The organism is Spirillospora sp. NPDC048911, from assembly GCF_043198015.1.
In the GTDB taxonomy this organism is placed as follows: domain Bacteria; phylum Actinomycetota; class Actinomycetes; order Streptosporangiales; family Streptosporangiaceae; genus Spirillospora.
In genome coordinates this window covers 131,410-156,024 of sequence record NZ_JBICUD010000013.1, presented here as the reverse complement: position 1 = coordinate 156,024, position 24,615 = coordinate 131,410, and the positions used below count along the sequence as shown (strand labels likewise).

At 72.7% G+C, this 24,615-nt stretch carries 22 protein-coding genes; 15 read left to right on the top strand and 7 right to left on the bottom strand.

Going from position 1 to position 24,615, the window contains the following annotated elements; translation table 11 throughout:
• The first annotated feature begins 58 nt into the window (after window positions 1-58).
• From ACGFNU_RS43915 to ACGFNU_RS43890, 6 genes are all read left to right on the top strand, one after another.
• Entirely contained in the window at window positions 59-1,300 is a 1,242-nt protein-coding gene (locus tag ACGFNU_RS43915) for an acyl-CoA dehydrogenase family protein (protein WP_392602604.1), read from the top strand.
• Window positions 1,297-2,076 (top strand): SDR family oxidoreductase, encoded by a 780-nt coding sequence (locus tag ACGFNU_RS43910; protein ID WP_392602603.1) that lies wholly within the window; start codon window positions 1,297-1,299, stop codon window positions 2,074-2,076. Before ACGFNU_RS43915 ends, ACGFNU_RS43910 begins: the two co-directional genes overlap by 4 nt.
• A gap of 31 nt (window positions 2,077-2,107) precedes the next feature.
• On the top strand, window positions 2,108-2,725 hold the full coding sequence (locus tag ACGFNU_RS43905) for a TetR/AcrR family transcriptional regulator (RefSeq protein ID WP_392602602.1): 618 nt from the start codon (window positions 2,108-2,110) through the stop codon (window positions 2,723-2,725).
• 39 nt (window positions 2,726-2,764) lie between these two features.
• Complete coding sequence (locus tag ACGFNU_RS43900; protein ID WP_392602601.1) at window positions 2,765-3,919, top strand: acetyl-CoA C-acetyltransferase; 1,155 nt, start codon at window positions 2,765-2,767, stop codon at window positions 3,917-3,919.
• A gap of 70 nt (window positions 3,920-3,989) precedes the next feature.
• Window positions 3,990-4,592 carry a TetR/AcrR family transcriptional regulator gene (locus ACGFNU_RS43895; RefSeq protein ID WP_392602600.1) on the top strand — a complete coding sequence of 201 codons (603 nt, stop codon included), beginning with the start codon at window positions 3,990-3,992 and terminating at the stop codon, window positions 4,590-4,592.
• Window positions 4,593-4,619: 27 nt separating this feature from the next.
• Window positions 4,620-6,095, top strand: a complete 1,476-nt coding sequence (locus ACGFNU_RS43890) for a pyridoxal phosphate-dependent decarboxylase family protein (RefSeq protein WP_392602599.1) — start codon at window positions 4,620-4,622, stop codon at window positions 6,093-6,095.
• Here ACGFNU_RS43890 and ACGFNU_RS43885 read toward each other — a convergent pair.
• A complete protein-coding gene (locus ACGFNU_RS43885; protein ID WP_392602598.1) occupies window positions 6,086-7,537 on the bottom strand; it encodes a glycosyltransferase family 39 protein in 1,452 nt (483 codons plus the stop codon). The two genes, ACGFNU_RS43890 and ACGFNU_RS43885, sit on opposite strands and share 10 nt — an antisense overlap.
• Window positions 7,538-7,667: 130 nt before the next feature.
• Here ACGFNU_RS43885 and ACGFNU_RS43880 point away from each other — a divergent pair, with 130 nt between their 5' ends.
• A complete protein-coding gene (locus ACGFNU_RS43880; protein ID WP_392602597.1) occupies window positions 7,668-8,849 on the top strand; it encodes an acyl-CoA dehydrogenase family protein in 1,182 nt (393 codons plus the stop codon).
• A complete protein-coding gene (locus ACGFNU_RS43875) occupies window positions 8,850-10,034 on the top strand; it encodes a CaiB/BaiF CoA transferase family protein (RefSeq protein WP_392602596.1) in 1,185 nt (394 codons plus the stop codon).
• On the opposite strand, the gene ACGFNU_RS43870 is transcribed toward ACGFNU_RS43875, so the two are convergent.
• The 5 genes from ACGFNU_RS43870 to ACGFNU_RS43850 form a co-directional block, all read right to left on the bottom strand.
• Window positions 9,983-11,356 (bottom strand): MFS transporter, encoded by a 1,374-nt coding sequence (locus tag ACGFNU_RS43870; protein ID WP_392602595.1) that lies wholly within the window; start codon window positions 11,354-11,356, stop codon window positions 9,983-9,985. The genes ACGFNU_RS43875 and ACGFNU_RS43870 overlap by 52 nt on opposite strands.
• A gap of 55 nt (window positions 11,357-11,411) precedes the next feature.
• A complete protein-coding gene (locus ACGFNU_RS43865; RefSeq protein WP_392602594.1) occupies window positions 11,412-12,176 on the bottom strand; it encodes an ABC transporter ATP-binding protein in 765 nt (254 codons plus the stop codon).
• Window positions 12,177-12,178: 2 nt separating this feature from the next.
• On the bottom strand, window positions 12,179-13,231 hold the full coding sequence (locus ACGFNU_RS43860; protein ID WP_392602593.1) for a FecCD family ABC transporter permease: 1,053 nt from the start codon (window positions 13,229-13,231) through the stop codon (window positions 12,179-12,181).
• Complete coding sequence (locus ACGFNU_RS43855; RefSeq protein WP_392602592.1) at window positions 13,221-14,297, bottom strand: ABC transporter substrate-binding protein; 1,077 nt, start codon at window positions 14,295-14,297, stop codon at window positions 13,221-13,223. The genes ACGFNU_RS43860 and ACGFNU_RS43855 overlap by 11 nt, the downstream gene beginning before the upstream one ends.
• A 76-nt stretch (window positions 14,298-14,373) precedes the next feature.
• Complete coding sequence (locus tag ACGFNU_RS43850) at window positions 14,374-14,967, bottom strand: hypothetical protein (RefSeq protein WP_392602591.1); 594 nt, start codon at window positions 14,965-14,967, stop codon at window positions 14,374-14,376.
• A 79-nt stretch (window positions 14,968-15,046) separates the two neighbouring features.
• Here ACGFNU_RS43850 and ACGFNU_RS43845 point away from each other — a divergent pair, with 79 nt between their 5' ends.
• The 5 genes from ACGFNU_RS43845 (at window position 15,047) to ACGFNU_RS43825 (ending at window position 20,589) form a co-directional block, all read left to right on the top strand.
• Window positions 15,047-15,919 carry a helix-turn-helix transcriptional regulator gene (locus ACGFNU_RS43845; protein ID WP_392602590.1) on the top strand — a complete coding sequence of 291 codons (873 nt, stop codon included), beginning with the start codon at window positions 15,047-15,049 and terminating at the stop codon, window positions 15,917-15,919.
• A gap of 85 nt (window positions 15,920-16,004) precedes the next feature.
• Window positions 16,005-16,766: an SDR family NAD(P)-dependent oxidoreductase gene (locus ACGFNU_RS43840; protein WP_392602589.1), complete on the top strand. Its 762-nt coding sequence runs from the start codon at window positions 16,005-16,007 to the stop codon at window positions 16,764-16,766.
• Window positions 16,767-16,777: 11 nt separating this feature from the next.
• On the top strand, window positions 16,778-17,785 hold the full coding sequence (locus ACGFNU_RS43835) for an aldo/keto reductase (RefSeq protein ID WP_392602588.1): 1,008 nt from the start codon (window positions 16,778-16,780) through the stop codon (window positions 17,783-17,785).
• Entirely contained in the window at window positions 17,785-18,738 is a 954-nt protein-coding gene (locus tag ACGFNU_RS43830; protein WP_392602587.1) for a zinc-binding alcohol dehydrogenase family protein, read from the top strand. The genes ACGFNU_RS43835 and ACGFNU_RS43830 overlap by 1 nt, the downstream gene beginning before the upstream one ends.
• A gap of 132 nt (window positions 18,739-18,870) precedes the next feature.
• Window positions 18,871-20,589, top strand: coding sequence for a sensor histidine kinase (locus ACGFNU_RS43825; protein WP_392602586.1), 1,719 nt, complete (start codon window positions 18,871-18,873; stop codon window positions 20,587-20,589).
• On the opposite strand, the gene ACGFNU_RS43820 is transcribed toward ACGFNU_RS43825, so the two are convergent.
• Window positions 20,570-21,214 carry a LuxR C-terminal-related transcriptional regulator gene (locus ACGFNU_RS43820; RefSeq protein ID WP_392602585.1) on the bottom strand — a complete coding sequence of 215 codons (645 nt, stop codon included), beginning with the start codon at window positions 21,212-21,214 and terminating at the stop codon, window positions 20,570-20,572. The two genes, ACGFNU_RS43825 and ACGFNU_RS43820, sit on opposite strands and share 20 nt — an antisense overlap.
• Before the next feature lie 90 nt (window positions 21,215-21,304).
• Here ACGFNU_RS43820 and ACGFNU_RS43815 point away from each other — a divergent pair, with 90 nt between their 5' ends.
• Complete coding sequence (locus tag ACGFNU_RS43815; protein ID WP_392602584.1) at window positions 21,305-22,045, top strand: ABC transporter ATP-binding protein; 741 nt, start codon at window positions 21,305-21,307, stop codon at window positions 22,043-22,045.
• A 3-nt stretch (window positions 22,046-22,048) separates the two neighbouring features.
• Entirely contained in the window at window positions 22,049-24,550 is a 2,502-nt protein-coding gene (locus ACGFNU_RS43810; RefSeq protein ID WP_392602583.1) for an FtsX-like permease family protein, read from the top strand.
• Window positions 24,551-24,615 lie beyond the last annotated feature (65 nt).

Genomic DNA, 24,615 nt, shown 5'->3' with positions numbered 1-24,615 from the left:
CGCACGGTCACCCGGCCGGACCGATTCTTTCTAACAACTGTTTGGTAGAGTTCTGGTCGTGAACCAGAACGAGACCCCCGCGGACCGGGCGTTCCGGGCCGAGGTCCGCGGCTGGCTGGAGCACCACCTGTCGGGTGACTTCGCGCATGCCCGCGGCCTGGGCGGGCCCGGCCGCGAGCACGAGGCGTTCGCCGAACGGCTGGCCTGGGAGCGGCACATGGCCGCGGCGGGCTGGACGTGCGTGGGCTGGCCCGAGGAGTACGGCGGGCGCGGGGCGACCGTCGAGCAGCAGGTGATCTTCAACGAGGAGTACGCCCTCGCCGACGCGCCCGCCCGCGTGAACCACATCGGCGAGAACCTCCTCGGGCCGACGATCATCGCGTTCGGCACCGACGAGCAGCGCGCCCGGTTCCTCCCGCCGATCGTCGCGGTCGAGGAGCTCTGGTGCCAGGGCTACTCCGAGCCCAACGCGGGCTCCGACCTGGCCAACGTCCAGACCCGCGCGATCCTGGAGGACGAGGGCTGGCGGATCGACGGGCAGAAGGTGTGGACCTCGCTCGCGATGGAGTCCGACTGGTGCTTCGTCGTCTGCCGTACCGAGCCCGGCTCCGTGCGGCACAACGGGCTGTCCTATCTGCTGGTCCCGATGAAGCAGACCGGCGTCGACGTCCGGCCCATCGTGCAGCTCACCGGCACCTCGGAGTTCAACGAGGTGTTCTTCGACAACGCCCGTACGGACGCGGGCAACATCGTGGGCGCGCCCGGCGACGGCTGGAAGATCGCGATGGCCACGCTCGGCTTCGAGCGCGGCGTCGCCACGCTCGGCCAGCAGGTCGGCTTCCGCCGCGAGCTGGACGGGGTCATCGAGCTGGCCCGCCGCACCGGCGCCATCGACGATCCGCTGCTGCGCGACCGCCTCACCCGGGCCTGGATGGGCCTGGAGATCATGCGCCTGAACGCGATGCGCACGATGGCGGGCGTCGCGTCCGGCGCGCCCGGCCCCGAATCGTCGATCTCCAAGCTGGTGTGGGGCACCTGGCATCGCGATCTCGGCGAGCTGGCCATGGACGTGCTCGGAGCCGCTGGGCTGGTGGCCGACGCCGCCCCCTACGACCTGAACGACTGGCAGCGGCTGTTCCTCTTCTCCCGGTCCGACACCATCTACGCCGGGTCGAACGAGATCCAGCGCAACATCATCGCCGAGCGCGTCCTCGGCCTGCCGCGCGAGCCCCGGATCGCCGAGCCCAGGACTCCCGCGCCCCAGGCCGCCGGGCCCGAGACGAGAAAGGCACGCCCATGACGCCACCCGACTACGTTCCCGGACACGGGCTCCTCACCGGCCGCGCGGTGGTGATCACGGCCGCCGCGGGCGCCGGCATCGGCGGCGCGACCGCGCGGCGCTGCCTGGAGGAGGGCGCCCGTGTCCTGATCTCCGACGCGCACGAGCGGCGGCTCGGGCAGTCGCTCGCCGAGCTGGAGAAGGAGTTCGGCGCCGACAGGGTCGCGGCCCTGTCCTGCGACGTGACGTCCGAGGAGCAGGTCCAGGCGCTCTACGCCCTGGCCGTCGAACGCTTCGGCCGTATCGACGTCGCGGTCAACAACGCCGGTCTGGGCGGCACCGCCGACCTGGTCGACATGCAGGACGACCAGTGGGACCGCGTGCTCGACATCACGCTCAACGGCACCATGCGCTGCACCCGGGCAGCCCTCCGCCGCATGCGCGACCAGGGCTCCGGCGTCATCGTCAACAACGCCTCAGTCATCGGGTGGCGGGCGCAGAAGGGCCAGTCGCACTACGCCGCCGCCAAGGCCGGGGTCATGGCGCTCACCCGCTGCGCCGCGCTGGAGGCCGCCGGCTTCGGTGTGCGGATCAACGCGGTGTCGCCGTCCCTCGCCATGCATCCGCACCTGGTCAAGGTCACGTCGGAGGAGCTGCTGGAGGACCTGACACGGCGCGAGGCCTTCGGCCGCTACGCCGAGCCCTGGGAGGTGGCCAACGTTATCGTCTTCCTGGCCAGCGACTATTCGTCCTACATGACGGGCGAGGTCGTCTCCGTGTCCTCTCAACATCCCTAGGGAATCCAGCGATCATGAGTATCCAGCGATCATGAGTCCACGACGGCGCGACGCCGAGGGCACCGCCGCGGCGCGGGCGGAACGGCGGGCCGAGCTGCTCGCCACCGCGGCCGAGGTGTTCGCCGAGCAGGGGTACAGCGCCACCACGGTCCGCAAGGTGGCCGACGCCGCCGGGATCCTCGGCGGCAGCCTGTACTACCACTTCGACTCCAAGGAGTCGATGGCCGACGAGATCCTGTCGACGTTCCTCGACGAGATGTGGGCCGCCTACGATCGCGTCCTCGCCGCCGGGCTCGGTGCCCGCGAGACGCTGGAGGCCCTCGTCGTCGAGTCGTTCCGCTCGATCGACCGGCACCGGCCCGCCGTCGTCGTCTACCAGAACGAGTCCAAGCACCTGGCGTCCAGCGAACGGTTCCACTACCTGCTCGAATCGCGCCGCCGGTTCGAGGAGATGTGGCTGGCGCTGCTCGACCGGGGCATCGAGGAGGGCGTGTTCCGGCCCGACCTCGACCGGTCCCTGGTCTACCGGTTCATCCGCGACACCGTGTGGGTCGCGGCGACCTGGTACCACACGGGCGGGCGGCTGTCCGCCGAGGAGATCGCCAAGCAGTACCTCGCCATGGTCCTGGAAGGGATCCAGGCGAGCTGAGTCACCTTCGCCGTCCCCCTCGCTGTTAGGAGACACGTCATGGCCGAGGCCTACATCGTCGAGGCGGTCCGCGCGCCGGTCGGGCGCCGCGGCGGCGGGTTCGCCAGAGCGCATCCGGCCGACCTGGGCGCCCACGTCCTGTCGACGCTGATGGACCGCGCTGAGGCCGACCCCGCGGCCGTCGAGGACGTGGTCTTCGGCTGCGTCGACAACGTCGGCCCGCAGGCCGGCGACATCGCCCGGACCTGCTGGCTGGCGGCCGGGCTGCCCGAGGAGGTCCCCGGCGTCACCGTCGACCGCCAGTGCGGCTCCTCCCAGCAGGCCGTGCACTTCGCCGCGCAGGCGGTGCTCTCCGGCACCTCGGACCTGGTGGTCGCGGGCGGCGTGCAGAACATGTCGCAGATCCCGATCGCCTACGCGATGACCGCGGCCGAGCCGCTCGGCTTCGACAGGGGCCCGTTCGCCGGCTCCAAGGGCTGGGTGCGCCGCTACGGCGACCGCGAGGTCTCGCAGTTCGCGGGCGCCGAGCAGATCGCCCGCGACTGGGACATCTCCCGCGACGACATGGAGGCGTTCGCCTATGAGTCGCACCAGCGCGCGATCCGCGCCATCGACGAGGGCCGGTTCGAACGCGAGATCGCCCCGTACGAGGGCGTCACCACCGACGAGGGGCCGCGGCGCGACACCACCCGGGAGAAGATGGCCGGGCTCAGGACGCTGGTCGAGGGCGGCCGCCTCACCGCCGCGCTCTCCTCCCAGATCTCCGACGGCGCCGCCGCCCTGCTCATCGCGTCCGAGCAGGCCGTCCGCGACCACGGCCTCACCCCGCGCGCCCGGATCCACCACCTCTCCGCGCGCGGCGAGGACCCGATCCGCATGCTCTCCGCGCCCATCCCCGCCACGGCCCACGCGTTCAAGAAGACCGGCATGACGATGGCCGACATCGACGCCATCGAGATCAACGAGGCGTTCGCGTCGGTCGTGCTCGCCTGGCTCAAGGAGACCGGCGCCGACCCGGCCAAGACCAACCCGAACGGCGGTGCGATCGCGCTCGGCCACCCGCTCGGCGCCACCGGCGCCCGCCTCATGACCACGCTCCTGCACGAACTGGAGCGCACCGGCGGCCGCTACGGCCTGCAGACCATGTGCGAGGGAGGCGGCCAGGCCAACGTCACCATCCTGGAGCGCCTCTGATCCACGAGCGCGGCGAGGCTCTCCATCAAACGATTGACCGACGCTGCCCGGGCTGCCTAACGTGTCTGCCATGACCAGCGATTCCGGCCCGGAGCGGGTGCTGGACGTGGCGACCCGGTTGTTCGCCGCGCTCGGCTATGACGGGACCTCGACCCGCATGATCGCCGAGGCCGTCGGGCTCAACATCGCCACGGTCTCCTACCACGTGGGCGGCAAACGCGATCTGTACCTGGCCGTCATGGAACGCGCCCACCGCGCCGAGCGCGCGGCCCTGGAGGCCGTCCTCGCCACCTTCACCCCGGACGCGGCGGGCGTGCACCGGCTCGTGGACGGCTACATCGACTTCTGCGTCGAGCATCCGGAGGTCCCCGCGCTCTGGATGCACCGCTGGCTGTCGGACGCGGCCGACGTCGCCCACCTGGAGAACCTCTACGTCCGGCCCATGCTCGACATGGTCGCCGAGACGGTGCGGCCCGCCGTCGGCGACGGGGTCGACCTCGAATACGCCCTGATGACGGTCATCTGGTGCACGCACGGCTTCGGGCGCGGCGGCGTGCTGGACGCGGGCGGGCGGCGCGGCGGCGTGAACGATCCGCGAGAGCTGACGCGGTTCCGCAAGCACCTGCACGGGCTCGTCAGGCACATGCTCGGCCTGCCCGACGCCACCGCGTGACGAGTTCACCGTTCAGAGAGGGAGACCATGCCGCCGCTTGAGAACCGGACCCGCACGGCCGGGCTGCCCGAGACCGGCCGTCCCGTCGCGGACCTGCTCGGCGAGCTGGCCCGCCTCCGGGACGGCGACCTGCCCGTGCGCGGCGGCAACGTCACCGCCTACGTCTACGACACCGGCCGCGCCGAGGTGCACGACGCGGCGGCCCGCGCGCACCTGGAGATGCTGGAGGTCAACTGCCTGGACCCGACGGCGTTCCCGAGCATCGTCGCGCTGGAGCGGCGGCTCGTCGGCGCGGTCGCCGGCCGGCTGGGCGGGGACGCGGGCACGCCGGGCATCTTCACCAGCGGCGGCACCGAGTCGATCATGCTGGCTGTCAAGGCGGCCCGGGACGCCCATCAAGCCCGTGACGTCCAGGTCGTGGCTCCGGCGACCGCGCATCCCGCGTTCGCCAAGGCCGCCCACTACCTCGGCATGGAGCTGGTGTCCGTGCCGGTCGACCCGGTGACGTTCCGGGCCGATCCGGCGGCGATCGCGTCCGCGCTGACGCCGCGTACCGCCCTCGTCGTGGCCTCCGCCCCCTCCTACCCGCACGGCGTCATCGACCCGGTCGCCGACATCGCCGCGCTGGCCGCCGCCGCGGGCGTGCCGTGCCACGTGGACGCCTGCGTGGGCGGCTGGGTGCTGCCGTGGCTCCGGGAGAACGGGCGGGACGTGCCCCCGTTCGACCTGTCCGTCCCAGGCGTGACGTCGATCTCCTGTGACCTGCACAAGTACGGCTACGCCCCGAAGGGCGCGTCCGTCGTGCTGTTCGCCGACGAGGCGATGCGGCGGCGCGCCTACTTCGCCTCGGCGGGCTGGCCCGGCTACCCGGTGATCAACACGACCGTCCAGAGCAGCCGCGGCGCCGGTCCGCTCGGCGCTGCCTGGGCGACGTTCCAGGCGCTCGGCGCGGAGGGGTACCGCGCCCTCGCCGCCGACGCCATGCGCGCGACCGAACGGCTGGTGGCGGGCGTCGCCGGGACGCCCGGGCTGCGCGTGCTCGGCGAGCCGGACGCGCCCCTCGTCGCGATCGCCTCCGACGACCCCGCCCTGAGCGTCTTCACCCTCGCCGACGAGGCCCGCATGCGCGGCTGGTTCTTCCAGGTGCAGCTCTCGTCCGGCGGCAGCCCGGCCAACCTGCACCTGACCCTGACCGGCGTGAGCGGCGCCCGGGCCGAGGAGATGGTGTCGGTGCTGCGCGAATCAGCTGAGGCCGCCCGCGTGTCCGGGCCGCCCGACGTGCCCGCCGAGCTGGTGGACGCCCTGGCGGGGCTCGATCTGGACACGATCGACGACGCCGGGTTCGCCGGGCTGCTCGCGTCGGTGGGCGTCGCGCTCGGCAGCGCCGGCGATCCCGAGATGGCGATGGTCAACGCGATCCTCGACGCGCTGCCGCCCGCCACCCGCGAGGTGCTGCTCGTCCGCTTCCTCGCGGTCCTCTACTCGCCCCACGTTCAGGAGTAGCTCCTGATCGTTCGCCAGAACGAAGGCCAGGGCTGGAGCGGCCCCCGGCAGACGACGACGGCCCGGCCGTCCTCCTCCCCGATCATGCCGCTGATCCGCGCCACCGTGTCGCAGCGGGTGAAGAACCGGCCGAGACCCTCGCCGAACCCCACGAAGGTGACGGTCTGCGTGGACGCGGGCGGCCCGCCCCACCACCAGAGCTCGTTGTGGCGGCTGTAGATCGGCGGCAGCGAGTACTCGTCCTTCCACCGGGCCAGCGCGCCCGCCTCGCCGTAGTTGTCGGTCACGATCACGGCGCCGGGCGTCCGCACCGCCGCCCCCGAGACCTGGCGGACGAACGAGGGCCAGCCGACCGACTCCCGGACGACCTCGTTCGTCGCGGCCGTGAGTGAACCGTCCAGCTCGGACTCCGGGAGAACCGGCAGCGCCGTGAGCATGGCGGACGCCGCGCCGACCGCGACGGCGGCGCCGACGAGAGCCTTACGGGTCCGCGACGACATCCACGCGGCGGTGGGCACGCAGCCCGCGACGAACAGCAGGATGAGCAGGTAGGCCGTGTAGTCCGGCCGTCCTCCGCTCGCGAGGGTGAGGACGGCGGCGAACGGATAGGCGAGGGCGAACGCCCGCACGTCGCGTGAACGCCACAGCCGGACGAACCCGGCGACCTGGACCGGCACCAGCAGCAGGCTCAGCAGCACCAGCTGCATCGGCACGAAGAGCGCGCGGTTCTCCCCGCCCTCGTCCTCCCGCAGGGCCGACGCCATCTGCGTTTGCGGCCAGTCATGGGTGGCCTGGTAGACGAGGTTGGGGGCGGCGAGGGCGAGCGCGACCAGGCCCCCGATCCACAACCATCTGTCGCGGAAGACGGCGCGCGGCCCGACCACCAGGAAGGCCGCGAAGAGCGCCATCACCAGCATGGCGATCAGGAGCCGGTTGTAGGTGGCCAGCCCCGCCGTGACGCCGAACCACACCCAGTTACGGCCGCCGCCCGGCCGGCGGACGGCGCGCAGGGCGAACAGGAACGCCGCCATCCAGAACGGCAGGTCGACGCCGAGCGTGACGAGGGAGTGGCCGCCGATGAGCACGATCGTGCCGGTGGCGACCCCGGCGGCGGCGAGGATCTGGGCGCCGCGCCCGCCCCCGAGTTCCCGGGCGATCAGGGCGGCGAGGACGACGGTGACCGCGACGAGCAGCGCGGGCACGATCCGGATCGCGGTCACGCCGTCCCCGAACACCTCCGTCGAGGCGCGCGCGATCAGCGGCGTCAGGGGAGGGGTGTCGAAGTAGCCCCAGGCGGGCCGCGTGCCGAGCAGCCGGAAGTAGAGCTCGTCCCGGTGATAGCCGTACCTGGGGGAGAAGGCGAGGAGGAGGGCGGCGGTGCCCAGCGCGATGGCCGGTACCGCGAGGGGAAGGCGGGCGAGGCGAGCCGGCGGCCGTGTCACGAACGGATCATGTCAAACCCGGCAGCGCCCTTCCATGCCCGCCGACGATCTCCGCGCTTTCACCCCGACTGCCGTTTCCAGAATGTGGTTCTAATACGGTGGGGGGACGGCGATAGGGAGGTCACAGGGCGTGGGCAGATTGCAGCAGACATACGGGCTGACCGGTGAGCAGCGAGAGATCCTGGCGACCGTCCGCGCGTTCGTCGACAAGGAGATCCTTCCCGTCGCGACCGAGCTGGAGCACGCCGACGCCTATCCGCAGGCGATCGTCGACCGCATGCGGGAGCTCGGGATCTTCGGGCTCATGATCGGCGAGGAGCACGGCGGCCTCGGCGAGTCGCTGCTGACCTACGCCCTGGTGGTCGAGGAGCTGGCGCGCGGCTGGATGAGCGTCTCCGGGATCGTCAACACGCACTTCATCGTGGCCTGGATGATCGCTCACCACGGCACCCCGGAGCAGCGGGCCCACTACCTGCCGCGGATGGCCACCGGCGAGATCCGCGGCGCGTTCTCCATGTCGGAGCCCGGCTGCGGCTCGGACGTGTCGGCGATCCGGACCCGCGCGGTGCCCGGCGGCGCCGGCGCCTACTCGATCACCGGCCAGAAGATGTGGCTGACCAACGGCGCCACCGCGAACCTCGTCGCCACGCTCGTCAAGACCGACCCGGCGGCGGGCCACAAGGGCATGACGACCTTCCTCGTCGACAAGGAACCCGGCTTCGGTGAGGTCGCGCCCGGCCTGACCGTGCCCGGCAAGATCGAGAAGATGGGCTACAAGGGCGTCGACACCACCGAGCTGCTCTTCGAGGGGTACCGCGTCCCGGCCGCGCAGATCCTCGGCGGCGAGCCGGGCCGGGGCTTCTACCAGATGATGGACGGCGTCGAGGTGGGCCGCGTCAACGTGGCGGCGCGCGGCTGCGGGGTGGCCCGGCGGGCGTACGAGCTGGCGCTCGCCTACGCCAAGGAGCGCGAGACCTTCGGCAAGCCGATCGTCGAGCACCAGGCGGTCATGTTCCGGCTCGCGGAGATGGCCACCAAGGTCGAGGCCGCGCACCAGATGATGGTCATGGCGGCGCGCCGCAAGGACTCCGGCGAGCGCAACGACCTCGAGGCGGGAATGGCCAAGTACCTGGCCAGCGAGTACTGCAAGGAGGTCGTCGAGGACTCGTTCCGCATCCACGGCGGCTACGCCTACTCCAAGGAGTTCGAGATCGAACGGCTCTACCGGGAGGCGCCGATGCTGCTGATCGGCGAGGGCACCGCCGACATCCAGAAGATGATCATCGGCCGCCGGCTGCTGGCGGAGTCGTAGATGCTGCCGCTGGAAGGGATCACGGTCGTCGCGCTGGAGCAGGCGGTGGCCGCGCCATTCGCCAGCCGCCAGCTCGCAGACCTCGGGGCCCGCGTCATCAAGGTGGAACGGGTGGACGGGGGCGACTTCGCCCGCGCCTACGACGCGAATATCCGCGGCGCGCTGGGCACGCACTTCGCCTGGCTCAACCGGTCGAAGGAGTCGGTCGCGCTCGACGTCAAGGGCGAGGAGGGCGCGGCGATCCTCGCCGGGCTGATCGCCAGGGCGGACGTCTTCCTGCAGAATCTCGCCCCGGGCGCCGCCGCCCGCCTCGGCTTCGGCGCCGCCGATCTGCGGGCCCGCCATCCGCGCCTCATCGTGATCGACATGTCCGGGTACGGCTCGCGCGGCCCGTACCGCGACAAGCGCGCCTACGACATGCTCGTCCAGGCCGAGGCGGGCCTGGTCTCGGTGACGGGCACGCCCGAGACGCCGGTCAAGGCGGGCTCGCCGCTGGCCGACATCGCCGCCGGGATGTACGCGTTCTCCGGCGCGCTCGCCGCGCTCGTGCGACGGGCCACCACCGGCGAGGGCGCGTCGGTCGAGGTCACGATGTTCGACGCGGTCGCCGAGTGGATGAGCCAGTCGATGTACACCACGTGGCACACCGGGGAGGTGCCGGCGCGGTCGGCGCTCGGCCATCCGGTCATCTGCCCCTACGACGCGTACCCGACCGCGCACGGCGAGGACGTCGTCATCGGTGTGCAGAACGACCGGCAGTGGGCGGCCTTGGTGACGCGCGTCCTCGACCGGGGGTTCCTGGCGTCCGATCCCGAGTTCGCCACGAACCAGGCCCGCGTCCGCAACCGGGCCGAGGTCGACGCCCTCGTCGCCGAGGCGACCGCGGAGATGACGCGCGACGAGCTGGTGCGGCGGCTGGACGAGGCGGGCGTGCCCAGCGCCTCCATCAACGACACGCACGGGCTGCTCGCCCATCCCCAGCTCGCCGAGCGCGACCGCTGGCGTGAGGTCGGCTCGCCGGTCGGGAAACTGCGGGCGATCCTGCCGCCGATCACGTTCGCGGACGCCGAGGCGCGGATGGGGCCGATCCCCGCGCTCGGCGAGCACACGGACGCGGTGCTCGCCGAGCTGGGCTACGACGCCGGGACGATCGGCGGTTGGCGGTCTTCCGGCGCGATCGCCTGAGCGTCCCGGTCGGGCCGGACCGTCAGCACCGCGATCAGGCCGCCCGCCAGCAGCAGGCCTCCCGCCACGTCGAAGGCGTGGTCGAAGCCCGCCGCCTCGTTCGCGGCGGTGTCGATCAGGCGGCCCGACACGAACGGCGCGAGGATGCTGGACGTCGCCGCGATCGCGTACGAGGTGGCGAGCGCGGCGGCGCGCTGCCCGGCCGGGCAGATCCGGGCGATCGCCGCGTTGGTCAGCGGGGTCTGCGCGTTGCCCGCCGCGAACCCGATCGCCATCAGCGGCAACATCAGCGCGGTCGGCCCGGCCCGGGTCATCCCGAGCAGGCAGACACCGGCGGCCAGCGCGGCGACGGCGCCGACCACGCCCTGCGCGAGCCGTCCCGAGGCACCCCGTTTGAGGAGGCGCTGCGCGAGGACGCCCGCGCCCAGCGCGAGGACGAGCCCCGACACGCTGGGCAGCCCGACGGCCCCGCTGACCTGGGCGTCGCTGAAGTGGACGTGGTCCTCCAGCCACGTGGGCAGCCACGTGAGGGCCAGCGCGAGCGACCACATGACCGCGAACATCGAGAACGTGCCGCCGAGCCAGGTGCCGGTGAGGAAGATGCTCCGGTAGGGCACGCGGACCCGCGGCCCGGCCTCCTCGGCTTTCCCGTCCGCCGACGACGCGTACGGGCCGTCGCCGCCCCACCGCCACCAGGCCAGCAACCAGAGCAGGCCCAGCGCGCCGAGGATGCCGAACGAGCCGCGCCAGCCGAGGGTGCCGTTGATGACGAGGACCAGCGGCGCGCCGATGACCGCGCCGAGCGCGCCGCCCACCGTGATGAGCGCCGCGGGCAGCGACCGCCGCTCCTGCGGGAACCAGCCGAACGCGGTGTGGTTGGCGAGCGGCAGGCTCGGCCCCTCCCCGGCGCCGAGCAGGACGCGCGTCCCCAGCAGCACCGCGAACCCGGCCACGGGCAGCAGGATGGGAAGCTGCGCCACGGACCAGACCAGCACGAGCCCGGCCAGCAGCGGCCGGGCGCGCAGCCGGTTGCCGAGGAAGCCCACCAGCACCGCCGAGAGGCTGAACAGCAGGTAGAAGGCGCTCGCGATGGCGCCGAACTCGGTGGCGGTGAGATCGAGATCGTCGCGGATGGGATCGGCGAGGAGCCCGAGCACCGCCTTGTCGGCGAAGTTGAGCGCCATGAACGTCATCAGCAGCGCGATGACCACGTGGGCGCGGCGCCCTGTGGTGGCCGGCGCCGTGGCCGATGGCACCGCGGCTACCGGGGCCGTGGCGGCGGGGAGCGGGGCCGATGGCGGTGGCGGGGGGTCAGGGGACACAGGTGTCTCCTTCTCGCGGCACGGGGCCGGACGTGGAAGAACGGATCATATCGACTCATATCGACGCGACCGCGATGTGCGGACGGCCGGTGATCGGGTGCGGGCCGACATGGGCCCGCACCCCGAACACCTCCGCCACGAACTCCGGCGTGAGCACCTCCAGCGGCGGGCCCGCCGCCCGCACGGCACCGTCCTTCAGCACGACCACGTGGTCGCAGTACGCGGCCGCGTGATCCAGATCGTGCAGGGCCGTGAGCAGGGTGAGCCCGAGCGAGCGGATCAGGTCGAGCAGGCCCAGCTGCGCCCGCACGTCCAGATGGTTGGTCGGCTCGTCGAGCACGAGGAGCGGTGCCTCCTGGGCGAGCGCGCGGGCCAGCAGCACCCGCTGCCGCTCGCCTCCCGACAACGTCGAGAACAGGCGGCCGGCGGCCCACTCCATCTCCACCCGCTTGAGCGACTCCTCGACCACGGCGCGGTCGGCGGCGTCCTCGCGGTCGAGCAGGCCCTTGTGCGGGGCGCGGCCCATCGCGACGACCTCGGCGGCCGAGAACTCCGCCGCCAGGTCGCCGTGCTGCGTCACCACCGCGCGACGCCGGGCGGCCCGCCTGGCGGGCATCCGCCACAGGTCCGCCCCGTCCAGCGACACGACGCCGGTGGCGGGCCGGAGCGCCCGGTAGACGGTGCGCAGCAGCGTCGACTTGCCGCTCCCGTTCGGCCCGATCAGCCCGACGAACTGGCCCGGCTCGGCGACGAGATCGACACCGGACACGATCGCGACGGAGTCGATCTCGGCCGTGACACCCTCGATGACCAGCCGCATTCTCACGCACCTCCCGTACGGCGGCGCAGCAGCAGCCAGACGAAGAACGGCACCCCGAGCCCGGTGGTGAAGATGCCGACGGGCAGCTCGTTCGGCCGGTCGACCGTGCGGCAGGCGATGTCGACGGCCACCAGGAACACCGCGCCCATCAGCAGCGCCACGGGCAGCACGCGCCGGTGGTCGCCGCCCACCAGGAACCGGGCGGCGTGCGGCACCATCAGCCCGACGAACCCGATCCCGCCGACCACGCTCACGGCGGTCGCGGTCAGCAGCGAGCCGATCACCAGCAGCGCGATCCGGAGCGTCCGCACCGAGGTGCCGAGGCCCGCCGCCGCGTCCTCGCCGGCCATCAGCGCGTTCAGATTGCGGGCCTGGAGCAGCAGGAAGAGCATGCACGCGGCGATCACCGCGGCGGGGACCCCGAGATCGGACCAGGTGGCGCCCGCGACGCTGCCCATCAGCCAGAACATCAGGCCGTGCAGCTCGGTCGGGTTGACCTGCAGTTGCAGGTACGTGGTCGCGGCCGAGCACAGGTAGCCCACCGCGACGCCGATCAGGACCAGCCGGGAGTCCAGCAGCCGCCCGCCGCGCTGCGACAGCGCGTACACCGCGAGCACGCTCAGGATGGACGTGGCGAACGCCGCGCCCGTCACCCCGAGCCCGCCTGCCGCCGAGGCCCCGAACGCGACGACCAGGACGGCGCCGAGCGACGCCCCGGACGAGATGCCGAGGATGTACGGGTCGGCGAGCGGATTGCGGACCAGGGCCTGGAGCGCCACCCCGGCGACGCTGAGCCCGGCGCCGACGAGGGCGGCCACCAGGACGCGCGGCGTCCGGATGTCCCAGACCACCTGGTCGCGCAGCGGGTCGCCCGCGCCGGAGCCGGTCAGGCGCGCGCCGATCACCTTCCAGACCGCGCCGAGCGGGAGGTTCACCGAGCCGATCGAGATCGCCGCGACCGTGATGAGGACGAGGGCGGCGGCCAGCGCGGCGATGAGCACGCCGATCATCCGCCCCGAGACCAGATGCGGCCCGTTGCAGGTCTTAGCCGACACCGTGCACCGCCTTGGCGAGCTTCTCGGCGGCCACGGCGTTCAGGGGCCCCACGAAGACACCGTCGGCGACCGTCGCGAACGAGCCGGTCTTGGACGCCTGCCACTGCGGGTACTGCGCGAAGAGCTTGCGGGCCTCCGCCGCCGGGTCCTCCGTCGGCTGGAAGGCTCCCACCATGAGCACGTCCACCTGCGCGGTGGCCAGCTGCTCCTTGTTGATCGACGAGACCGCCTCGGGGGCCTGGCCCGCGAAGGAGTTGACGCCGCCGGCGGCCTGGAGCACCTGGTCGGCGACGCCGCCGGTCCAGACGGCGGGGAGGCCGTGCGCGTTCATCATCGCCATGCCGGGATAGGCGATGAGCATCTTCTTGGGGGTCTTCCCGGCGGTCCGGGCGCGGACGGCCTCGACGCGGCGCCGCAGGTCGCCGCTCACCCGGGCGGCCTTGTGCTGGACGTCGAAGACGCGGCCGAGGAGCCGCAGGAAGTCGTGCGACGACTCGATGGAGGCGTTCTTGTACGCCCTGCGCTCCGCCTCCGTGGCGACCGGCTTGCCGAAGGCGCAGTTGACCGGGTTGACGAGGGTGGCGATGCCGGCGGCGGCGAGCTGCTCGCGCGTCGCCATGCCCTTCTTCGCGTCGAAGCCGCCCGACCAGTGCGAGATCACCAGGTCGGGCTTGGCCGCGAGGACCTGTTCGGCGGGCACCTCGAAGTTCTTGTTCATCGTGAGGCCGCCGGTCGGGAGGGCCTTGATCGCCGGGACCATCGACGGCTCGTCCGACACCCCGTACGACTGGGCGTTGGCGAGGACGTGCTTCTGCAGGCCCAGGAGGATGACGCTCTCGACCTCCGCGACCGACGTCCCGTTGAGGATGAGGACGCGCTGCGGCGGCTTGGCGAAGGTGACCTTCTGCCCGCAGTTGTCGAACGTGAGCGGGTAGCTGGTCTTGGCCGGGGCGGCATTCGCGCCAGGCGAGACCGTGTCGGCTCCAGATGAGGAGCCGCCGCATCCGGTCGCCGCGAGCGCGAGGGCCAGGGCGGCGAAGGCGGGCAGCATCGTACGAACGTGCATGGGGGATTCCTTGCTTCCGGTGGTGGTCGGGGTGCACGAAGGCACGCCACGCCCGTCCCACCGGGCAGCGATGGGATCAGGTGGCGGCGCGCGGCAGGACCACCGGAGGCCCGCGACGCCGCACGGCACGGGCGATCAGCACGCCGAGGAGCGGCGCCGGGTCGGTGACGACCAGCACGGCCCACGGCGGGCGGTGCGCCTCAACTGGACGCGGGATAGGCCAGGCGTAGGCAAGCGCGATCGCGAAGACGGCGGTGAGCAGCCACCAGAGGGCCCGGTCGGCACCGGCCATCAGCGCGGCGGCGGCGATCGCGGCCACCAGGTGACCGGCGATCATCGACGGCCCGAACGCCGCCCCGGCCGGAGCCGGCAGCGGTTCGGCCCCCGCGTGGTGGGCCGGACCGGAGGCCGTCGCCGTGAACGAGAAGTGGAAGGCGAGCTGGGCCCAGCCGACCACGACCAAGATCTTCCAGAACGAGAGCAGCCGCGCCGCGACCGTGACGCAGAGCACACCCACGACGGCGCCGACCCCGAGCAGCGCCGGGAGGGGCGGCAGGCAGCACGCTCCGCCGCCCGCCAGCGCGTGCCCGGCGAGGGCAAGCAGCGTGCACGCGGCGGCGAGGAAGCCGCCCCGCGCGCACCGCGGCATCGCCGTACCCGTACCGGTCACGGGTACAGCCTAGAGCCGCGGAAGATCAACGCCAGGTCCGGGTTCGGGCCGGGGCCGGACCGGCGGTTATCGTGGGATCATGAGCAGCGCGAACGTTCCAGAGGGCGCCTCGCACGGTCTCCGCCGCGACGAGCTGCGGGATTTCCTGCGGACGCGGCGCGCCCGGCTCGGCCCCCGGGACGTGGGCATGCCCGCGGCGGGCCGGCGCCGGACGCCGGGCCTGCGGCGCGAGGAGGTCGCCGTCCTGGCCGGGGTCGGGGTGTCCTGGTACACCTGGCTCGAACAGGGCCGCGACATCAAGGTCTCCGGGGACGTGCTCGACGCCATCGCCCGCGCCCTGCGGCTGGACGAGGCCGAACGGCAGCACCTCTACCTCCTGGCGGGGCTCAATCCGCCCCCGGCCGAGGCGGACGCGGCGGCGACGGCCGAGATCAGCCCGGAGTTGCAGCGGGTGCTGGACGCGTGGTCGCCCCGGCCCGCCTACGTCCGCGACCGCTACTGGAACTTCGCGGCCATCAACCAGGCCGCGCAGGTCGTCTTCGGCTACGACGTTCATGATCACAACTGCGTGGTGACGTTCTTCACCAACGAGCGGTACCGGGCCCGCGACACCCAGTGGGCCGCGGCGGCCGGCAAGGTGGCGGGCCGGTTCCGCGCCGACGCCGCCCGCTATCCCGACGATCCCGAGTTCGGCCGGATCGCCGCCGGCCTGAGCGAGATCAGCCCCGAGTTCGCCGAGATCTGGGCGCGGCACGAGGTCACGGCCGACACCACGGCGGTCAAGAGCATCGATCATCCCGAGGTCGGCGAGATGGCGTTCGAGGCGCTGGCGATGCCGCTGGAGGAGATCCCGGGCCACCATCTGGTCTTGCACAACCCCGTGCCCGGCACCGAGACGCAGGAACGGCTCGAACGCCTGATGCGCCGGGTACGCCTCGTCCAGGCGAGCTGAAGCCTCCGGACCGGAGCCTGGTGGTGGCACACCCAGGATAAACCGCCTCTGTTTGCCTTCCCGGACGTCCGGCACGATCGGTGTCATGAGGAACGAGGGACGCTTCACCGGCAAGAACGCCCTGATCACGGGGGGTACGAGCGGGATGGGCCTGGCCACGGCCGCCCGCCTGCTCGCCGAGGGCGCACAGGTGGTCATCACCGGCCGTGACCAGACCCGGCTGGACGCCGCCGTCAAGGAGCTGGACGCGGGCGACCGGGTGCTGGCCGTCCGCGCCGACGCCGCCGTCCTGGCCGAACTGGAGGCCCTGATGGCGACCGCCGGGGAGCGGCTCGGCCGTCTCGACGTGGTCTTCGCCAACGCGGGCGTCGGCACGTTCAAGCCGAGCGCCCAGATCACCGAGGCCGACTTCGACCGGACGGTGGCGGTCAACTTCAAGGGCGTCTACTTCACCGTCCAGAAGGCCGTGCCGCTGCTGAACGACGGCGGCGCCATCGTGATCAACGCCTCCTGGACGCTGCACCGCGGCCTGCCGGTCGCCTCGGTGTACTCGGCGACCAAGGCGGCCGTGCACAACCTGGCCCGGACCCTCGCGGCCGACCTGGCGCCGCGGCGCATCCGGGTCAACTCCGTCAGCCCCGGCTTCATCGACACCCCGATGTTCCGGGGCGCCGCGCCCACCGAGCAGGAGGCGGCCGCCTACGTGGCCCAGGTGGTCGCCGGGCGGCTCGGGACCTCGCAGGACGTCGCGGACGCGGTCGCCTTCCTGGCCTCCGCCGAAGCCTCGTACATCAACGGCCAGGACCTGGTCATCGACGGCGGCCTGCTCGCGGCCGTCCCCAGCTGAAAGGGAGAATCATGAGGACACGTAACTTCGCAGGCACGCAGGTCGGCGCCGTCGGGCTCGGCTGCATGGGCATGAGCTGGGCCTACGGCGAGTCCGAGCGGGACGACGCCGCGTCGATCGCGCTGATCCACGAGGCGATCGACCTCGGCGTCACCTTCCTCGACACCGCCCAGCTCTACGGCGACGGCGACAACGAGGCCCTCGTCGGCCGCGCCCTCGCCGGCCGCCGTGACGAGGTCGTCCTGGCCACCAAGACGGGCCTGCGCGTCACGGATCGCGCGACCACCTCCATGGCCCGCGACGGCTCGCCCGAGTTCGTGAAGGGTTCCGTGGAGGACAGCCTGCGCCGCCTGGACGTCGACGTCATCGACCTCTACTACCTGCACCGGATCGACCCTGACGTGCCGCTGGCCGAGACCTGGGGCGCGATGGCCGAACTGGTGGCCGAGGGCAAGGTCCGGCGGCTGGGCCTGTCCGAGGTGAGCGTCGCGCAGGCGCGGGAGGCGCACGGCATCCACCCGGTCGCGGCGATCCAGTCGGAGCTGTCGCTGTGGACGCGCGACCCGATGGACGCCCCGGGCGGCAGCGCCGGCGGGTTCTCCGGCGACGCCCTGTCGGGTGAGGGGCCGGGCGACGTCGTCGGCTGGTGCAGGGACAACGGCGCGGCGTTCGTGCCGTTCTCGCCCCTCGGCCGCGGGTTCCTCACCGGCGCCGTCACCGCCGCCGACTTCGAGAGCTCCGACTACCGTGGCCGCAACCCGCGCTTCCAGGAGGAGGCGCTCAAGGCCAACCTGCGGATCGTCGACGTCGTCAAGGCCGTCGCGGCCCGCCACGGCGCCACCCCGGCCCAGGTCGCCATCGCCTGGACGCTCGCCCAGGGCGACCACGTGATCCCGATCCCCGGCACCAAGAAGTCCAAGTACCTGAACGAGAACGCCGGCGCCGCCGACCTCGACCTCACCGAGGCCGACCTGGCCGAGCTGAACGACGTCCCGGCCGCCGTAGGAGACCGATACTGATGAAAGCCGTCACCATCCCCGAATTCGGCGAAGCGGGCGTCCTGACGCTCGCCGACGTGAAGACGCCCGAACCGGGCCCCGGCCAGGTCGCGATCGACGTCACCTACGCGGGCGCGAACTTCGCCGAGGTGCTCTACCGCCAGGGTGTCGTGGACGTCCCCCTGCCGTACGTCCCGGGCATCGAGGTGGCCGGGCACGTCCGCGCCGTCGGTCCCGAGGTCGAGGGACTGACCGTCGGCCAGCCGGTCGCCGCGCTGACCATCGTCGACAGCGGCGGCTACGCCGAGGTCGTGGTCACGTCCGCCGATCTGGTCGCCCCCCTCGACGGCCGGGCGCTCGGCCTGGACGTCGCCGCGGCGGTGCCCTCCAACAGCACCACCGCGTTCCTGGTCCTCGACCGCGTGGCGCGCATCGAGCCCGGCGAGTCCGTCCTGGTCCACGCCGCCGCCGGGGGAGTCGGCAGCCAGCTGGGCCAGGCGGCCCGCCTCCTCGGCGCCGCCCGCGTCGTCGGAACGGTCGGCAGCCCCGCCAAGGTCGAGGCCGCCAAGTCGTTCGGCTACGACGAGGTGATCCTCCGCGACGACTTCGCGGGCGCCGGTGACTTCGACATCGTCGTCGACATGGTCGGCGGGCCCGCCCGCCGCGCCAGCCTGGACGCGCTCGCGCCGATGGGCCGCATGGTCGTCATGGGCAACGCCTCCGGCGGCGACGACTTCGGCATCCCGGCCAACGAGCTGTGGTTCACCAACAAGACGGTGTCCGGCTTCAACCTCGCCACGTTCTCGGGCGCCTTCCCGGCCGAGGCGGGCCGCGCCCTGCGCCGCGCGATCTCGGCCGCGGCGACCGGCGACCTGCGCGTCCAAGTCGAGGAACTGACCCTGGAACAGGCCGTCGAGGCGCACCGCCGCATCGAGTCGGGCTCCACCACCGGCAAGCTGGTGCTCAAGGTCTGACGGCCCGCACGAGCCACGCCGTGCCGCGCAGCCGGGCGCAGCCGGGTCCCTCGAAGGGCCGGGCGGCGTCCGTCGGCGCGCGCCTGGCCCTCCTCCTGAACGGCATCGACGCCGCTATGTGATCATTTGGGCATGCGGCCGGGGACCAGCGTGGGCATCATCGTGCTGGCCGTGCTCCTCGCCGTCCCGCCGAGCCTCGGGCTGTTCCTGAACCCGGACCTCCAGCCCGCCGAGGGGGTCACCCTCCTCCTCGTCGGGCTGATGAGCGGGGGCGGCTTCGTCGGCGCCGGGCTGCTCGCCTGGAGATCGCGTCCAGCCGACCCGACCGGACGGCTCGTGGTCGTCATCGGCATGTTGCTCCTCCTCTCAGGGCTCCAGTACCTCGGCGGCAGGCTCGCGCTCGGCGTCGGCAACGCCTTCGGGGTGGCGACGCTCGCCGTCCTGGCGCACCTGGTGCTCGTCGCCCCGGAAGGCACGGCCCGCACGCGGACGTCACGTGTTCTCGTGGTGCTGGCCTACGTGATCCATGCCTTGGTGCTCCTCGTCTGGCTGCAGTTCGGCCGCACCGACGAAGGCCAGTGCGTCTGCCTGACCGTCCTCCCGCTGCGCGAAGGACAGCCGCTGCTCATGGCTGGAGCGATCGCCCTGTGGGCGTACGCCCTCGTCCTCGCCTCGACCCTCGTCCGGCGCTGGCTGTCGGGAGTGCCCGGCCCGCGCCGCCACCTCTTCGCGCCGGTGATGTACGGGGGAGTGCCCGCGGTCCTGGTCATGGGAGCGAGAGAGGGATTCGCCATGGCCCCGCACGAGCCGGCCCAGAGCATCCTGGGAACGGCGGCGCTGTTCCTGATGGTCCTCTGGCCGCTCGGCCTCATCGCCGGATCCGTCCGCGCCCGGCTCGACCAGGCCGCCGTCGGCGGGCTCGCAGCCCGTATCGGCCCGTCGGCGCGCTCACTGGAGAGCGCGCTGGGCGTGGTGCTGCACGACCCGAGCCTGCGCCTGGTCTACGGGACGGAGGAGTTCGTCGACGGCGACGGCCGGCGGGTCGGCCTGCCGCTGCCGGGCTCCGGGCAGGTGGTCACCCGGCTGGAGACCGGCGCGGGCCCCGCCGCGGCCCTCGTGCACGACGCCGCGCTCATGTCCGAGCCGGAGCTGATCCGGTCGGCGGCGGCGGTCGCCCGGCTGGCGATCGAGAACGAGCACATGCGCGCCGAACTCGCCGGGCAGCTCGCCGAGGTGCGCGCCTCGCGGGCGCGGATCGTCGCGGCCGCCGACGCCGAACGCAGCCGGATCGAACGCAACCTGCACGACGGCGCGCAGCAGCGCCTGGTCGGCCTCGCCTTCATCCTGGGCCGCGTCCGGTCCCGCGCGGGCCCCGAGCTGGCCGCCGGCCTCGACGAGGCGTCGGCCGAGCTGCGCGCCGTCATCGACGAGGTCCGCGAGCTCGCCCGCGGGCTGCACCCCCCGATCCTCCGCGAGGCCGGGCTGGCCGCCGCCCTCGTCTCGCTCGCCGACCGCTCCCCGGTGCCGCTGACGGTACGGAGCGCGGTGGACGAGCGGATCTCCGAATCGGTGGAGCAGGCGGCCTATTTCGTGGCGGCCGAGGCGGTGGCCAACGCGCTCAAGCACGCCGCCGCCGAGCGGATCACCATCGACATCACGTTTCGGGACGGTCTCCTGTGGTTGGCGGTCGCCGACGATGGCAAGGGCGGCGCCGACCCGACACGCGGAACAGGCCTACTAGGCCTAGCCGACCGCGCAGCCGCCCTAGGCGGCCGCCTGACCATCGAAAGCCCGCCAGGCGAGGGCACACGAGTCACAACGGAACTACCGCTCAGGAGCGCAGGTAGCTGAGGACGGCGAGGACGCGGCGGTGGTCGTCGGAGCCGTCCGGGAGGCGGAGACGCCGGAAGATGTTGCGGACGTGCGTCTCCACCGTCTTGGGGCTCAGCGTCAGCGTCCGGCAGATCGCCTGGTTGGTGCGGCCCTCGGCCATCAGCGCCAGCACCTCCAGCTCCCGGTCGCTGAGCCGCGCGAGCGGCCCGCCCGCGGCGCGCCGACCCATCAGCGGCGCGACGAGGGCCGGGTCGACCACGGCGCCGCCCGCCGCGATCCGCGCCAGCGCGCCGCTCAGCTCCGGCATCTCGGCGACGCGGTCCTTGAGGAGGTAGCCGACGCCGCGCGGATCGGTGCCGAGCAGGCGTACCGCGTGCTGGGCCTCGATGTGGTGGGAGAGCACGAGCACGCCCACGTCCGGATGATCGGCCCGCAGGCGCACCGCGGCGTCGAGGCCCTCCAGCCGGTAGCCGGGCGGCATCCGCACGTCCACGATCGCGATGTCGGGCGGTTCGGCCTTCACGGCGGCGAGCAGGGCCGGAGCGTCGCCCACCGCCGCCGAGACGGTGAACCCGGCCTCCTCCAGCAACCTCGTCAGCCCCTGCCGGAAGAGGGCGCCGTCCTCGGCCAGCATCACCCGCATCCCGCAGAGACTAACGCTCAGGGCTGACCCTGAGCGGGTTCGGGGCAAGCCCTGTTGATCATGGTCTGGCGGGGGCGGGAGCGTTGGGACATGCACGGAATCGAGAGTCCGGCGGCCGTCCGCCTGGACGAGGTGACCAAACGCTACGGGCGCGGCAAGTCGGCCGTGGAGGCGTTGCGCGGGGTGTCGGTCGAGCTGCGCGCGGGTTCCTTCACCGCGGTCATGGGGCCGTCAGGGTCGGGCAAGAGCACGTTCCTGCACTGCGCGGCGGGGCTGGACCGGCCCACGTCCGGGCGTGTCCTCCTCGAAGGCACCGACCTCTCGGGCGTGCGCGAGACAGGGCTGACCCGGCTGCGCCGCGACCGGATCGGTTTCGTGTTCCAGTCGTTCAACCTCGTTCCCTCCCTCACCGCGCACCAGAACATCGTGCTGCCGCACCGGCTCGCGCGGCGGCGCGCGGACAAGGCGTGGGTCGCCGAGGTCGTCGAGCGCGTCGGGCTGGCCGGGCGCCTGGACCACCGTCCCGGCGAGCTGTCGGGCGGCCAGCAGCAGCGCGTCGCGATCGCGCGGGCGCTGGCCGCCAAGCCCGCGGTGGTGTTCGCGGACGAGCCGACGGGCGCCCTCGACCTGTCCACCGGCCGCGACATCCTCGCCCTGCTCCGCGCCACCGTCGACGCCTGGCGGCAGACCCTGGTGATGGTCACGCACGACCCGGCCGCCGCCGCGTACGCCGACCAGGTGCTCTTCCTCGCCGACGGGCGCGTCGTCGACGCGATGGACCGGCCGGGTGTCGCCGACATCGCCGGCCGCATGACGAAGCTGGGGGCGTGACCGGTGCTGCGCCTCGCTCTGAGCACCGTCCGCAACCGCAGGTTCGGGTTCGCGGGCTCCTTCGTCGCGGTGACGCTCGCGGTGGCACTGGTGTGCGCGTGGTTCACCCTGCTGCTCTCCGGGCTGGGCGCCGCCCCGGCCGTCGATCGCTTCGGCGCGGTCACGGCGGTCGTCCGGATGGATCCGGCGCTGACCGTGCGCACCGGCCCGGAGGACGAGGAGAAGGTTCCCCTCGACCAGCCGCCGCGCCTGCCCGCGGAGTTCGCCGAGCGCGTCCGGGCGATCGAGGGCGTGACGGCCGTCATCCCGGACACGCCGTTCTACGCGCAGGTCATCAGCAAGAAGGGCGTCCCGCTGGCGGGCCCTGGCGACGGCCCCTCGGTCGGGCACGGCTGGGCGGCCGCCGCCCTCACACCGTTCACCCTGCGGACCGGACGGGCACCCGCGAGCCCGGACGAGGTCGTGCTCGACGCGGACCTCGCCCGCCGAGCCGAAGCCGGGCCAGGGTCCACGCTGCGCGTCGTCACCGACGTGGGCGTCCAGACCATGCGTGTCAGCGGGGTCGCCGCCCCGCGCGGGCGGACCGGGCTGCCGCGCCAGGCCACGCTGTTCTTCGCCCGCCCTGCCGACGGACGGCCCCAATTCCTTGGGGTGGTGGCCGAGCCCGGAACGCCCTTGGCGGCGCGACTGCGTCCCACTGGCGCCGAGGTGCTCACAGGCCGGGACGCCGCGCGGGCGGGCTCGCCCGAGATCGGCGATCAACTGGAGTACGCGACGTTGTTCCTGGGCCCGATGGGCGGGATCGGCCTCTTCCTCGCGATCTTCGTGATCGCGGGCACGTTCGGCCTGTCGATCCTCCAGCGCGGCCGGGAGATCGCCCTGCTGCGGGCGATCGGCGCCACCCCCGGGCAGGTCCGGCGGATGCTGCTGGCCGAGGCCTGCTCCGTCGCACTGGTCGCGGCCGTGCCCGGCTGCCTGCTGGGTGTGCCGCTGGCGCACCTCGTGCTCCGGTTGATGATCGCCAATGACATCGCGACGACCGACTTCGAGATCCAGGTCAGCACGCTCCCCTTCTTCGTGGCGACCGGCGCCGGCCTGCTCGTGAGCCTCCTCGCGGTCACTCTCTCGGCCCACCACGCAGCCCGTGTGCGCGCCACCGAGGCGCTCCGCGAGGCCGCCGCGCCCCGCCGCCTGATGCCACTGCCCCGCCTGCTCCTAGGCCTGGCCGCACTGGCCGGGGCGATCCCGATCCACCTTCTCTCGCAGCGCGTGGGCGGGGAGGTCGGCGTCGCGTTCCAGTACCTCACCGTCATGATCCTCATGATCGCCGCCGTGGCCCTGGCACCCCTGCTGACCCGGCTGCTCACCCCCGTGGTAGGCGCGGCGGTCACCCCCGCGACCACGGGGTGGCTCGCCGCCGCAGGCTCCCGGACCGCGCCACGCCGCGTCGCCTCGGCCGCTTCCGCGGTGATGCTGAGCACCGCACTGGGGAGCACGGCGTTGCTGGTGGGCGCCTCGATCGAGTCCACCGCCATCGAGCAGAGCGGCCAACGCGTCGTCGCCGACCGGATCCTGACACCCCACAACGCATCAGGACTCCCCGCATCAGTGGCATCAACAGCAGCCCGCCTCCCCAGCGTGAAAGCGGTCTCGGCCCTGCGCTCGACCACATTCATCTCCACTGTCCTGGGCGCCCCGGAATCAATGGTCGCGCAGGGCGTAGCACCAGAATCGATCGACGAAGTCCTGGCCCCCGGCATCCGCGCGGGTTCCCTGAAAGCTCTCGCCCAGCCGGGCACCGTCGCCGTCAGCCGCACCCACGCCCGCGAACGAGGCTGGTCGGTGGGCAGCCGCATCAACGGCACACTCGGCGACGGAACCCCCATGACCCTCCGAGTGGTGGCGATCTATGACCGCTCACTGGGCCTGGGAGACTTCCTGCTAGCCCGCTCAGCCCTCACCGGCCACCTGCACGACAACCTGGACGACGCAGTGCTCATCAAAGCCCGCACGCCCAACCTCGACCGAGACCTGAGCACCCTAGGCATACCGACCGTCAAAACCCTGAACGCGCCCGCCTACGCACAACTCTCACGCAGCGGCCTCTCCCAGAGCACGACGAACGTCTACATCGTGCTAGGCCTCCTGGTGGCATTCACCGCGATCTCCATCGTCAACACCTGTGTCATGGGCACGGCCGAACGGGCCAGAGAGTTCGCCCTGCTCCGCCTTGTAGGCGCCTCACGCGGCCAGGTCGTCCGCACGATCTGCATGGAAACGGCCATCGCATCGGTCATCGGGACCATCATCGGCGCGGCCATAGGCCTGGTGGCCCTGGCAGGCGCAAGCGGCGCCCTCACCGGCACCATGAGCCTCCACCCGTCCGCGTCCCGCCTCGCCATCATTCTGATAGCCGTGGCAGCACTGACCCTCCTGGTCAGCGTTCTCCCCGCCGCCATGGTCATGCGCTACCGCCCCGCCGCCGCCCTAGGCCGCCGAGAATGACCCCGCCTAAAGAGCTCTAAAACCGAAAGCGCGGGGCCGCACCACCGGTTCAGGGGTGGTGCGAC